Annotated in this window: 13 protein-coding genes; 12 read left to right on the plus strand and 1 reads right to left on the minus strand. The window is 43.6% G+C overall.

Going from position 1 to position 13,346, the window contains the following annotated elements; translation table 11 throughout:
* Position 1 precedes the first annotated feature (1 nt).
* Positions 2–1,702, plus strand: a complete 1,701-nt coding sequence (locus tag A1QO_RS05705; protein WP_017034417.1) for an ATP-binding protein — start codon at positions 2–4, stop codon at positions 1,700–1,702.
* Here A1QO_RS05705 and pabB read toward each other — a convergent pair.
* On the minus strand, positions 1,680–3,089 hold the full coding sequence (pabB, locus tag A1QO_RS05710; protein WP_017040254.1) for an aminodeoxychorismate synthase component I: 1,410 nt from the start codon (positions 3,087–3,089) through the stop codon (positions 1,680–1,682). The genes A1QO_RS05705 and pabB overlap by 23 nt on opposite strands.
* 220 nt (positions 3,090–3,309) lie before the next feature.
* Between pabB and A1QO_RS05715 the strand changes: the two genes are divergently transcribed.
* The 11 genes from A1QO_RS05715 (at position 3,310) to A1QO_RS05765 (ending at position 13,298) form a co-directional block, all read left to right on the plus strand.
* On the plus strand, positions 3,310–4,830 hold the full coding sequence (locus A1QO_RS05715) for a fumarate hydratase (RefSeq protein WP_017034419.1): 1,521 nt from the start codon (positions 3,310–3,312) through the stop codon (positions 4,828–4,830).
* Between the two features lie 121 nt (positions 4,831–4,951).
* Positions 4,952–5,137 carry a hypothetical protein gene (locus tag A1QO_RS05720; RefSeq protein WP_017034420.1) on the plus strand — a complete coding sequence of 62 codons (186 nt, stop codon included), beginning with the start codon at positions 4,952–4,954 and terminating at the stop codon, positions 5,135–5,137.
* 118 nt (positions 5,138–5,255) lie between these two features.
* Positions 5,256–6,632, plus strand: coding sequence for a YcjX family protein (locus tag A1QO_RS05725; RefSeq protein ID WP_017040253.1), 1,377 nt, complete (start codon positions 5,256–5,258; stop codon positions 6,630–6,632).
* Positions 6,629–7,720 (plus strand): YcjF family protein, encoded by a 1,092-nt coding sequence (locus tag A1QO_RS05730; RefSeq protein WP_017041157.1) that lies wholly within the window; start codon positions 6,629–6,631, stop codon positions 7,718–7,720. The genes A1QO_RS05725 and A1QO_RS05730 overlap by 4 nt, the downstream gene beginning before the upstream one ends.
* Positions 7,721–7,822: 102 nt before the next feature.
* Positions 7,823–9,367 carry a transcriptional regulator TyrR gene (gene tyrR / locus A1QO_RS05735; RefSeq protein WP_017034423.1) on the plus strand — a complete coding sequence of 515 codons (1,545 nt, stop codon included), beginning with the start codon at positions 7,823–7,825 and terminating at the stop codon, positions 9,365–9,367.
* Positions 9,367–9,948: a ribosomal protein S5-alanine N-acetyltransferase gene (gene rimJ / locus A1QO_RS05740; RefSeq protein ID WP_017038655.1), complete on the plus strand. Its 582-nt coding sequence runs from the start codon at positions 9,367–9,369 to the stop codon at positions 9,946–9,948. The genes tyrR and rimJ overlap by 1 nt, the downstream gene beginning before the upstream one ends.
* Positions 9,949–10,551, plus strand: a complete 603-nt coding sequence (locus A1QO_RS05745) for an HD domain-containing protein (RefSeq protein ID WP_017034425.1) — start codon at positions 9,949–9,951, stop codon at positions 10,549–10,551. It abuts the gene before it with no gap.
* Positions 10,551–11,024, plus strand: a complete 474-nt coding sequence (locus A1QO_RS05750; protein ID WP_017038654.1) for a DUF2947 domain-containing protein — start codon at positions 10,551–10,553, stop codon at positions 11,022–11,024. Before A1QO_RS05745 ends, A1QO_RS05750 begins: the two co-directional genes overlap by 1 nt.
* 130 nt (positions 11,025–11,154) lie before the next feature.
* Positions 11,155–12,147: a GGDEF domain-containing protein gene (locus A1QO_RS05755; protein WP_017040882.1), complete on the plus strand. Its 993-nt coding sequence runs from the start codon at positions 11,155–11,157 to the stop codon at positions 12,145–12,147.
* A gap of 124 nt (positions 12,148–12,271) precedes the next feature.
* Entirely contained in the window at positions 12,272–12,463 is a 192-nt protein-coding gene (locus A1QO_RS05760; protein ID WP_017034428.1) for a hypothetical protein, read from the plus strand.
* A gap of 238 nt (positions 12,464–12,701) precedes the next feature.
* Positions 12,702–13,298 (plus strand): GTP cyclohydrolase II, encoded by a 597-nt coding sequence (locus A1QO_RS05765; protein WP_017034429.1) that lies wholly within the window; start codon positions 12,702–12,704, stop codon positions 13,296–13,298.
* The last annotated feature ends 48 nt before the right edge of the window (positions 13,299–13,346 follow it).

Below are 13,346 nucleotides of genomic sequence, written 5' to 3' on the forward strand. Positions count from 1 at the left end.
TATGGACAAGCTCTCTCTCCTTGAACGAAAACTCAACAGAGAAATTGCTGCTCGAAAAGAAGCAGAACGTTTACTGGAACAAAAAGGGTTAGAGCTTTATCAATCTAACCAGCATTTACAGTTAGCGTTAAAGAAATTAGAGCACCAAACGGCGACGGACCTAAGAAAATTTGAGTTTGAGCAGCTGATTGATGAAGCACTGATTCACTTTGGACGAGCCTTTCTGTCGCGAAATCTCGACGATGTTTTGCTGTCCAGCTTTTTGAAGCGACTCACAAACAGCAATGTCATTGAAACGGCTTATTTAACCATTCCAGATGTCCCGATAGCGTCTTTTAAGTACGAACATTTTGGGCACTTGGAGCATCGGCATTCGGGCCAGCTGAGCCATGATATTCACTGGATAGGGAACAAGCTCCATTTGCCAATCACAATAGGCAACGATTTAATTGGTGAGCTCATTTTTGGTGTGATTATTGGTGATGTTGACAAAGAGTTCATCGTCAGCCAAATGCTGCTTGTTAACGACCTACTGTGCAGTGCCATTAATCGACAGCTAATGCTCAATGAAACGATTGAAGCTCGGACTCGGGCGGAAGACTCCGAACGGGCCACCAAAGAATTTGTCGCGATGATCAACCATGAGCTTAGAACACCATTAAATGGGCTACTAGGCAGTGCAGAGTTGATGGCTGATACCGGCTTAAATCAAGAGCAAAGCAGTTACCTGATGAATTTGACGCAATCGGGTGAGCTGTTGCGAAGTATTATCAATGATCTTCTGGATTTTAGTAAAATGAATGCCGGTATGATGGAGTTGATACCCAGTCAATTTTATTGGCATGATGTAGAAAATACCGTGAAAGGGATCTTTACCTCTAAGGCGATGGAAAAGCGTATTGATTTTTCCATAGAGCACAGCAATGCGATTCCCAGTGTCTTTATCGGTGATATTGAGAGGATCAGTCAAATATTGGTCAATTTAGTAGGTAATGCGATTAAGTTTACCGAGTATGGTTCTGTGACATTAAAAGTGAATTGGGATTCGAATCGACTGATATTTGAGATTGTTGATACGGGGATTGGTATCGATAAACAGGCTCAAGAGAGTTTGTTTGACCCCTTTGTACAAGCCGACCGGTCGAGCAAGCGAAACTTTGAAGGTTCAGGGTTGGGTCTTGCGATTTGTAAGCAGCTACTGGACTTGATGAAAGGCAGCGTTGATCTCAACAGTGAGTTAGGTAAAGGCACCACGTTTACGGTCCAGATTCCGCTGGAAAAATCCACGAATACCGATGGCAATCAAGAAATCCTATCAAAGGGTCCATTAAAACCACTGGCTAAATCCTTATCTATTCTGGTGGTTGACGATATTCGTATGAATCAAATCATCATTAATCAAATGCTTAAAAAATTCAAATTGGTTGCGGATATTGGTAATAACGGACTGGAAGCACTCGATGCGGTCAAAACCAATGAGTACGACATCATTTTTATGGATTGTCGCATGCCAGAAATGGATGGCTTTGAGGCGACGGCGATTTTACGCTCACAAGGCTATACAAAACCGATCATTGCCTTAACGGCCGGAACCACACTAGAAGAGAGAGAAAAGTGCATGAAAAGCGGTATGGATGATATTTTAACCAAGCCTTATACCGCTTCAGGATTGCATGAAATTATTGTGAAGTGGAGTGCCTAGCCAGTACCGGTAAGATACGACTAAGCTTATCCAATGTTTCTTGGTATTCAGACTCGCACTGACTATCTGCCACGACACCGCCGCCCGCCCACGCATAAATGGTCCCTTCTTTTGCAACCAAAGTGCGAATAGTAATGCTGGTATCCATAGCGCCATTGCGGCTAATGTACCCAATACTGCCACAGTAAGCGCTTCGTCTATGAGGTTCCAGTTCCTCAATGATTTCCATCGCTCTGACTTTTGGTGCTCCAGTAATCGATCCCCCAGGAAAGCACGCTTTGAGTAAATCGGCATTACTAAAGTCGTCATCGAGCTTGGCGCGAATCGTACTCACAAGATGGTGAACGGCCGGGAAGCTTTCTACATCAAACAGTTTTGGTACGTGGACACTGCCAGGCTTCGCAACACGACCGATATCATTGCGCAGTAGATCTACAATCATCAGATTCTCGGCTTGATCCTTCTCTGCATTGGTCAGTTCATTCGCGTAGTTTCTGTCTTGATTGGCATCTTGAGAGCGTGGTCGAGTGCCTTTAATCGGTTTTGTTTCGATAACTCGATCTTTCACCTGCAAAAAACGCTCCGGAGAAACGCTGAGAATCGCACCGTCGTCCGTCCGGATAAAAGCGGAGAACGGAGCGAGATTATAGGACTCCAGTTTTTGATACGCTTGCCATTCACTGCCTTGAAATTGAGCGTGAAATCGCTGGGCCAAATTGATTTGATAGCAGTCTCCAGATAATAGGTACTGCTGCACGGCATCAAATTTTTGTGAATAGTCTGCTTTGGTCATATTGGATTGCCAAGCTGAACTGAGCTTGAATGGTGTCAACTCATTGTTCTTCTGTTCGTTCTTGTTTTGGGGAACTTGATACTGTTTCTGTGCTTGTAACCATTGCCAATGGTGTTCAGGTTGATGCCCGACGACAAACGCTAACTTGTTATGATGATCAATAACCAGTGCCCACTCATACAAACCGACCACCATTTCTGGCAGCTCAATATCATCGATTGCAATATTGGGCAGTGCTTCGACTCGTCGCCCAAGATCGTAAGAAAAGTAGCCTACAGCGCCACCAATAAAAGGGAGTTCACCGCCGTGTTCAATACCGGGTAAGTAGTGCTCTTGAAGCGTTGCTAACAGCTCAAATGGATCATCGCTACTCGTATAATGACCGTCAGGAGTAGTGACTAAAGTGCTGTCTATTTTTGTTGTCAGGGTCACCACCGGGCAAGCGACCAAAATGTCAAATCGACTATCGACATGATCTTCAGACGCCGAGCGCAGTAACATTGCCCACGGCTGATGCTGAATATAATGAAATAGGTCATTGGCTAGGTTTGGTTGATAGTCAACCGGAATCGTTTGGATAGCGTTATTATTCATGCAGATAATAGTTCATTTGTATAATTTGTGACGAAGAAAACGATCGCTTCATAGCGCCTAGAGGAAAGCAAGAGTATCATAAAAACAAATTAAAAAGTCTCTACTTAACTGTATTGTAGATAGAAGCTGTTAATGACACTGGTTCGTCCCTCTCGATAACACACGACTCTTTCTACTATATAGGTAGCGACAAGGAAGTATAACTATAACGAGGCAAGCAATGACAGTCATTCGCAAACAGGATCTCATCAGCAGCGTTGCTGATGCTCTACAATACATCTCTTTTTATCACCCACTCGATTTTATCCAAGCTCTTGATTCTGCATACCAACGAGAAGAAAGCCAAGCGGCTAAAGATGCGATCGCGCAGATTCTAATTAACTCAAGAATGTCAGCAGAAGGGCATCGACCTATCTGTCAAGATACCGGCATTGTGACCTGTTTTGTCAACATCGGTATGAATGTTCAATGGGAATCTGATCAAACGGTTCAAGAAATGGTGGATGAAGGTGTGCGTCAAGCTTATACCAATCCAGACAATCCGTTGCGCGCCTCTATTCTGAAAGACCCTGCAGGCAAACGAATCAATACCAAAGACAACACTCCAGCCGTCGTCCATATCAATATGGTGCCAGGTGATAAAGTAGAAGTTCAGATCGCGGCTAAAGGTGGCGGCTCTGAAAATAAGACTAAGATGGTGATGTTGAACCCGTCAGATGATATTGCTGCGTGGGTAGAAAAAACCCTTCCAACCATGGGAGCGGGTTGGTGCCCACCGGGTATGTTAGGAATAGGCATTGGCGGCACGGCTGAAAAGGCAGCAGTCATGGCTAAAGAGTCCTTAATGGAACATATCGATATTCAAGAATTGATTGATAAAGGCCCAGAAAATGCGGAAGAAGAGCTTCGCTTGGACATCTTCAACCGGGTGAATAAATTAGGTATTGGAGCACAGGGACTTGGTGGCTTAACGACCGTTGTTGATGTCAAAATTAAGACAGCGCCAACTCACGCAGCATCAAAACCTGTGTGTATGATCCCGAACTGTGCCGCGACTCGTCACGTGCATTTCACGCTTGATGGCAGTGGCCCTGCGGAATTAACACCGCCTAAACTCGAAGATTGGCCGGATATTACCTGGGAAGCGGGGGAAAATACTCGTCGAGTCAATCTCGATACTGTCACGCAAGAAGAAGTTCAACAGTGGAAAACCGGCGAAACAGTGCTTCTGTCAGGGAAAATCTTGACCGGTCGAGATGCAATGCATAAACGCTTGCAAGGCATGATCGAACGAGGGGAAAGCCTACCTGACGGTGTGGATCTAAAAGGGAAATTCATCTATTACGTTGGCCCAGTTGATGCGGTAGGCGATGAAGTCGTTGGCCCAGCTGGCCCAACAACGGCGACACGCATGGATAAATTCACGGACTTGATGCTCAACGATGTCGGCATCATGGGCATGATAGGTAAAGCTGAGCGCGGCCCTGCAACGGTTGAGTCAATCAAAAAACACAAAGCCGTTTATCTAATGGCTGTTGGTGGCGCGGCATATCTTGTTTCGAAAGCGATTAAGAAAGCACGAGTGGTTGCGTTTGAAGATCTCGGTATGGAAGCTATTTACGAATTTGATGTTGAAGACATGCCTGTCACTGTAGCTGTTGATTCGACCGGTGCGAATGCCCATCAAATTGGTCCTGATACTTGGAAAGTGAAAATTGCGGAAGCGGAATCTTCGAAGTAAAAGACTTTCTTAGTTTTAAGACTTTGACAAAACGTTGACCTAATGAAGAAAATATAACGCTGGTGTGGTGTTGACCACACCACAACGCAGTATACTCTCACGGTCATTTAAGGAGACTAGCGTGCCTCGATTTATTCAGATTTTACAGATTGCCATTGCGGTCGTAGTGGGTAGCTTTCTAGGCTACGACTTGATTTTACATGGCATTAGTATTTTTGACGTCAAATACGTCACCATCACTTGTGTCTTGTTCGTAATGCTAGAATTAGCTTTGTTTGTCATCTACAAGCTTATAGAAGACGATTAGCCTAATATATAAGTACATTGTTTCTAAAGCCTCTGAGTGTTTTCAGGGGCTTTTTTGTTCATCTAAGATTAAGATTGATTCAATTAAAGTAGCGGAAAGTCATAAAAAGAGAGAATAAATGAAAAAGTTGACTAGAGAAGTGAACGATTTTATCTATCGGAGTATGGACTCCCATGTTCGTATTGCTGTTACTGGATTATCACGAGCAGGTAAAACAGCGTTCATTACTTCTATGGTAAATCAATTATTGCACACGTCGACCCATGATAATTTGCCACTGCTCAAGTCAACCCGTGACAAACGTATTATTGGCGCAAAGCGAGTCCCGCAAAGCAATATGATGGTTCCAAGATTTGCCTACGATGAAGCTATTGCCCAGTTAGACTCAACGCCACCTCAATGGCCAGAGCCGACTCGAGATGTCAGTGAAATTAGGTTGGCTATCAAGTACAAGCCAATGAAACGGCATAAAAAACTTCTCAGTTCTACGGCGACCTTATATTTGGATATTATTGATTACCCAGGAGAGTGGCTACTTGATCTCCCCCTTCTCGATATGGACTTTCATCAATGGTCTACGTCCCAATTTGCCGCTCTCAAGGGTAAAAGAAAAGAGTTGGCTCGACATTGGCTTGATAGATTAGATGCGCTAGACGTAATGGCCGAAGTCGATGAAAAACAGCTAGAGTTGATTTCTAATGCCTACACTGAGTATTTGCATAAATGCAAAAAAGAAGGGCTACATTGGGTGCAACCGGGTCGATTTATCTTACCAGGCGATCTCGCAGGGGCACCGGTTTTACAGTTTTTTCCATGTCGATTCGATTCCAGTGCGAAAACGCCCAAAAACAGTCATTTAGAGATGTTGATACAGCGCTATCAGCAGTATCAGAAAAATGTCGTTAAGGATTTCTATAAGCAGTACTTTTCGACGTTTGATCGCCAGATAGTGCTGGTCGATTGTTTGTCGCCTTTAAATACCAGTCATGAAGCGTTTAATGACATGAGCGGAGCCCTAGAGCAAATAATGCACAGCTTTCGATATGGGCGTAACGGTCTGTTAAAGCGACTATTTTCGCCTAAGATCGATAAGATTTTGTTTGCGGCAACCAAGGCTGATCACGTCACGCCGGAGCAGCACCCTAACTTAGTCTCCTTGTTACAGCAGCTTGTTCACCCGGCTTGGCAAAGTGCCGCGTTTGAAAATGTTGATATGAGTTGCATGGCGATGTCATCAATACAAGCAACCACGGCAGGCTTTATTGGGTCAGGCGATAAAACGATGCCCGCGATACAAGGGACAACCTTACAAGGTGAAGCATTAACCGTATTTCCTGGCGAATTACCGAATACACTTCCCGCCGCTGATTACTGGGATAAAGCCGGGTTTGAATTTACCTCATTCTTGCCAAAACCAAAGAGTGAATATGGCCCGTGTGAACATATTCGGATGGATAAGGCGTTAGAGTATGTCATTGGAGATAAGCTTAGATGACCGATTTAAAGAATAAACAGGTATTTAACGAAACCTTAGTGACGTCATTAGACACATCCAATGCTGGTCAACCAAGCGGTGGTTACGAAAACGAGGGTGACGCAAGCAAAGAATTAAACGCGCATCTGGTGCTCAATAAACAACAAACCTTTGAGTCACCAGACAGTTTCTCCCCCATGGCTACATCAGTAGAAGAGGAAAGCCCAGAGCTCGAATTGGAGCAATTAATTAAGCCCAAAAAACGCACCAAAGGCCTAGCAGTAGCTCTATTTATTGCTTTTAGTGGTTTATTGGGTTGGCAAGCGGTTGATGCGGTAGTGACAGCGATTAGCGCATCGGATTGGCTGTCTTTAGGTTGGGCGGCACTGATCAGTGGTATCTCGTTATTAGGTCTCAGTGCAATAGGAAAGGAGCTATGGAAGCTACGAAAGCTCCGCCATCACTTCAGTACTCAAGAAGAGAGTCACGCTTTAATTCAAGAGGGTGGAATTGGTAAAGCACGTTCATTCTGTACCCGAGTAGCCAAAGAAAGCGGTTTGTCAGACGAGAATCCAAGTTTTGATAAGTGGAAAAATTGCCTAACCGCGTCTCACAGTGATGCGGAAGTCATCGAGCTTTACGAGTCCATCGTTGTGAAGCAATTTGATCAAAAAGCGGCGCAGATCGTGACAAAGCATGCCTGTGAATCGGCCGTACTCGTGGCGGTTAGCCCACTTGCTTTGGCCGATATGGCATTAGTCGCCTGGCGTAATTTGAAAATGATCGACTCATTGGCGGCATTGTATGGGGTAGAGCTGGGTTACTGGTCGAGACTTTCCTTGTTCAAAATGGTTTTAATAAATATGGCGGCAGCCGGAGCCAGTGAATTGGCGGTTGATGCAAGCATGGATCTATTGTCGATGGATCTCGCTGGCAAGCTTTCTGCTAGAGCAGGGCAGGGGATCGGCGTGGGTATTTTGTCGGCAAGAGTCGGCTTAAAGGCTATCGCGTTATTACGACCAATGGCTTGGCACAAAGAAAACGCATTGACGCTCTCTACTATACGCAAACAGATCGTGTCGAAAGTCGCTGCAATTTCAATCAAATAGTGGCTGGTATCACCGTATTCAAGTTAGATTTCTTGACGCAATAAAAGCCATGAGCGACACTAGTGTCAACTTTTTCTGACACCGCTCAATTAGGATTTCTTAGTGCGTCTTGAAGTATTTTGTGAAGATCGATTAGGCCTTACCCGTGAACTGCTTGCTATCTTGGCCTCGAAGAATATAGATTTGCGTGGCATCGAAATCGATGTCAGTGGCATCATTTACTTAAATTGCCCTGATATTGATTTTGATACGTTCAGCGAACTTATGACTGAAATTCGTCGAATATCTGGTGTTAAGGATGTGAGAAAAATTCAATTTATGCCTATGGAAAGGCACAATACTGAGCTGATCTCTCTTCTTAATAACCTTCCGGATCCAGTACTGGCCATCGACTTGAAAGGTCAAATCGATCTCGCCAACCATGCCGCAGTCGACCTCTTTAAGATCGCTGATACGGACATTATCGGGCAACAGGTCTCCGCGCTTTTACCCTGCTTTGATTTCTCATTGTGGTTCGAAGGTAACATTACTCGCCAACGTGAAAACATCGTTATTGATGGGTTAGATTACGCCATGGAAATCATGCCGGTATACATCAGTAGTGAGTCGAATGAATCCAGTTTAGCCAGCGCGGTTATGATCATCCGTTCAGGAAGTAATAAACCTCAGTTTGATGACAGTTTACCGCTGAACAACAATCTCGGTTTTGAACATTTCGTCGGCGTATCTAACCGACATAAAGCATTAATCAGCCAGGCTAAGAAACTTTCTATGCTGGATCAGCCCTTGTTAATTGAGGGTGAAACGGGCACTGGAAAAGAGATGCTGGCAAGAGCATGCCATAATCGCTCAAACAGAGCGGCTTCTTCATTTCTTATTTTAAGTTGCGCGTCGATGCCAGACGATGTGGCTGAAACGGAATTGTTCGGTCACGCACCAGGTTCGTTCAATCACGAGCAAGGTCATAAAGGGATTTTTGAACAAGCCAATGGCGGAACTGTTTTCTTAGATGAAATCGGTGAAATGAGTGCGCATCTACAAATTAAGTTGTTACGGTTCTTACAAGACGGGACGTTCCGACGGGTGGGTGAAGAGCATGAAGTTCACGTTGATGTTCGAGTTATTGCCTCAACCCGACATAAGCTGGCTGAACTTGCCGATTCAGGCGCATTTAGAGAAGATCTATTCTATCGACTCAATGTCCTGACACTGCGCATTCCTGCATTACGAGAACGAACGAATGATATCGTTCCGTTGTTAGAGTTGTTTGCGGCGAAATACGCGAATCAGCTGGGTATGGTGAGACCGAGTTTAGCCGATGACCTGGTGGATGGGCTATCGAACTACCCATGGCCGGGTAACATGCGACAACTCGATAATATGGTACTTAGGGCGCTAACAGAATGGCAAGAAGGTCCGCTAGACTTGTCTTTGTTCCATTTACCACAATTAGAAACCGCTTCTTCAGGCATTCCCAACGTAAACTTAGACGGTTCGCTTGATGAGATCATGAAAGAATATGAGTCTCAGGTGCTTGAACGATTGTATCAGTCATTCCCATCAAGTCGTAAGCTCGCAAAGCGGTTGAACGTGTCTCATACCTCCATCGCAAATAAGTTGCGTGACTACTCGATACGTAAAAATTAATGAATAGAGTTAATTCCCATAGAAGTGTTTATGAAGCCGATGATGATTTTATTCTTCGTACCGCTGAAATAGACGATGCGCAGAGAATTACGGATTACTTTAATCGTAATCGGACTCACCTAAAGGCTTGGGAACCTAAGCGAGAAGACGCGTTTTTCACGTATCAAGGTTGGTCAAAGAAACTGATCAAACTACACGAACTGCACTCACTGGGGTTGGGGTTTTATTTGATTATCCTCTCTCCCGATTCGCAAACCGTTCTTGGGACCGTGTCGTTTAGTAATTTGTCCCGCTTTCCTTGCTACACCTGTACGGTGGGTTATTCGTTAGATGGACAGTTACAGGGTAAAGGAATCATGACGCGCGCTCTAAATCGAGCTATAAATTACATGTTTACGTATCAGTCAATGCACCGAATTAATGCCGCCTACATGCCTAAAAACGAGCGCAGCGCTGCGGTGTTAAAAAATAATGGGTTTGAAAAAGAAGGGTTTGCCAAAAAATACTTGCTCATCAATGGGCAGTGGGAAGACCATATTTTAACCAGTTGTATTAATGAAAATTGGAAGGCGGTGAAGTAAGTGAATGAACGCTTAGGAAAGCAACTCTCTCTAATTATTGAGCTTGACCAACTCAAATCTGTATTGCGTCGTACGCGAGTCAAAAGTGCAAATGGTCGGTTAGAAAACAGTGCTGAACACAGTTGGCATGTTGCGCTAATGGCGATATTGATGGAAGAGCATGCCAATGACAGCGTAGACATATCGAGAGTCGTTAAGATGTTATTACTGCATGATATCGTTGAAATCGACGCTGGAGATACGTTTGTTTATGATGTTGCGGCTTCGTTAGAGCAAGAAGAAAAAGAACTGGCCGCAGCAGAACGTCTGTTTTCAATGCTTCCAAGCGATCAAGGTCTTGAACTGAAAACCTTGTGGTTAGAATTCGAATCGGCCTCCACAGCAGACGCCAAGTTTGCCAAAGCGCTTGATCGTCTGATTCCAATGTTATTAAACTTTCATAATGAAGGGCAGAGTTGGAAAGAGCACGGTGTCACCAAAGAGCAAGTCCTTGGCGTTAACAGTAAAATAGCGCTCGGCTCGCAAACACTGTGGGATGAAGCGAAAAGAATGATTGAGCAAGCCGTCGATAATGGCTGGCTAAAAAATAACGAGGAAATTTAATGTCGTATTTGCCTTTGGAACAGTACCAAAGAAAATGGATTTTCACGCACCAGTCCATGCCCGTTCCAGAAGAGGATCTCGCTAAGATTAAGCCTATGGATGCCGTGAGAGCATCGCAACTGTGGAAAGAAAATATCAGCCCACAGAGCCCTGATGCCGATCGTCTAAGCAATCAAGACTGGCCCAGTAAAGATTCTAACTGGTCGGCGGAAGTGAATTGGATAGACAGTTGGGAAGATGACGATCAAGGCTTTCCTGAAGAATTAGCCGAGATGTTGAACTGGCAAGATGATGTGACCGTTTACTTTTGCTATGAGAAATACAATGTATTGGAAACCAAGTGGGCTACGTTTAAACAGCATTGGAAGAACTTTTTATTCTATGACGATGGCCCAATCTTGATTGCCCGCCGCAGAAAAGAAGCTCTGTGGTTCAACTCTAAAGGAACGGTTAAGTTCGGCGTTCGGAGCTGAGTTTCTTTTATCAAAGCCTTATAAAATTTATCCAAGTAGCATAAAAGCAGCGAAGTTCGCTGCTTTTTTGTGCTTGGCTCATATTTCAGTGCCTATACTTAGCAGACAGTTATCAACAAATAGGCTAAGAATGAATGTAGAGAAAAAGATACTGGATTTAGTTGTTGGTATAACAGAACAAACCAACTCCATCTCGCTGGCACACTGCGTCGTCGCGACGTTGTCAGAAATGGTCCCCATTCAAAGCGTTCATCTATTTCATTATAAAGGCGAAATCGCCCAACTCACCGCAGCCCTTACTCGAGTCGAAAATTCAGCGGAACAGGCCAGCTATGAATGGTTGAGCAAGCGCGATGAAAAAGTGCCTGAAGATTTTGATCATACGCTGAGTTTGAGCGTAGTCGAGCGTGACGACAATGGGTTTTATCGTTGCACATTCCCAATACGTATCGATGAAAATTCATCCGCCCGCTTTATTGTTTTGATGGACAGCCCTCCTAATGAATATCAGTTGCTTATGGATGGCTTCAGCCAAATTTATAAGAACTATCTAGTGGTTCTACGTGAAAGTGAACATGATCCGTTAACGGGGTTATGGAATCGTAAAATGATGGAGCAGAAATTAAATCAAAGCTTTGAATCAACGGTGAACAATCAGTTGGATGACGGATACGCTTCAATCGTCTCCATCATCGATATCGACAATTTTAAAGATATTAATGATACCTATGGTCATTTGATTGGTGACGAGGTGCTGCTCGTGTTTGCTCAACAAATGCAGGAGTCTTTTAGCCATGAAGAGAATTTGTTTCGTTTTGGGGGCGAAGAGTTTGTGGTGTTGTTCCCACGCTCGACATTGAAACAAGCGGAAGAAAAAATGGAAAAATTTAGACAGCATATTGAAAGCTATGTGTTTCCTAAAGTACCTCAAGTCACATTCAGCGGTGGTATATGTACGATCAAAACAACCGACTTTCTGACCGATATTTTAGATAACGCTGACAAAGCGCTCTACTACGCGAAAGATAATGGTAGGAATCAAGTATTCAGCTATCAGTGGTTAAAAGACGAAGGTATATTGATAGTGGATGATAAGGGAGATAGTGATGTTGAATTATTTTAATTTGCAAGCATCTTCAAGAGGTTATCTGTGATTATTATTCCATAATTGTTGCCTAAATAAGACTCTCAAACATCATGTGGTATTCTCACATTATATTGACATGTTATTAATTTTGAGTGTTCACATGCCAGAATGCACGGTGGAAAACCTACTGTTACAGTTTAAAAAAGACTTTTATACAAAGTTGGGTTTTATTCATGCTGAAGCTCAACAAATACCTGATCCAACGCTTTCAACGCTCACTGAAGAAGAGTTAAAAGTGCTTGAGTCGGTTTGGGTCGAATTGTCGGTTTGGCAACATAATCAGAGTCAGTAACCTTTCCTTTTTTCCTTTTTCCCGTTTACTTTTCTTGTCGTTTCTGTGATGTTTTGAATAAAACCTTCGTGTTATTTTTGGTTCTTACTCCCTTTATTGTTATGAATCACCTTGGAGTAGTCTCTCATTTTCAATGAAACATTGAAAAATTTCGCGATAATCCCCATAGTTATAGCAAAGAGGCACCTTACAAGTTGTTGTCATTAGTACTAAAGCAAACAGTTGAGTGAGTAAAAATATGGCGGAAGTTCGTGCCAGAGTTGACCTGAAAGTTGGCTCCCAAAGCAATATTGATGCAGAGATTCTTTCTTTTCATGGCTTGCAGACAGAAAAAGAGCACATTGCGATCGTTTTTAAGCAAGCGGATAAAAAGACAGACACCCCATTAGTTAGGATGCATTCAGAGTGTTTGACAGGAGATGTCTTCCACTCTTCACGCTGCGACTGTGGTGAACAGCTCGAAGAGACCATCAATAAGATGGGCGAGCAGGGCGGTATCATTCTTTATTTACGTCAAGAAGGCCGTGGAATTGGTCTGTACAATAAAATTGATGCGTATCGTTTACAAAGTGATGGAATGAACACCTACGAAGCAAATAATCACTTAGGATTTGGTGATGATCTTCGAGATTTTACAGAAGCGGCTCAAATGCTTACGGCATTGAATATTTCAAAGATTCGATTAGTCACTAATAATCCGAAAAAGATCAAAGAGCTAAAAGAAAACGGAATTGAAATTGTGGAAATAGTCAATACTTCTGCTCATATCAAAGTCGGCAACGAGAGTTACTTGCAAGCTAAGGTGTCCCACGGAAAGCATAATTTGAAACTCTAATTGCATCGTGTTATCGGATCTTTTCAAACCGCCTCAAACTATGAGGCG

Source organism: Vibrio genomosp. F10 str. ZF-129, from assembly GCF_000287055.2.
Taxonomy (GTDB): Bacteria; Pseudomonadota; Gammaproteobacteria; order Enterobacterales; family Vibrionaceae; genus Vibrio.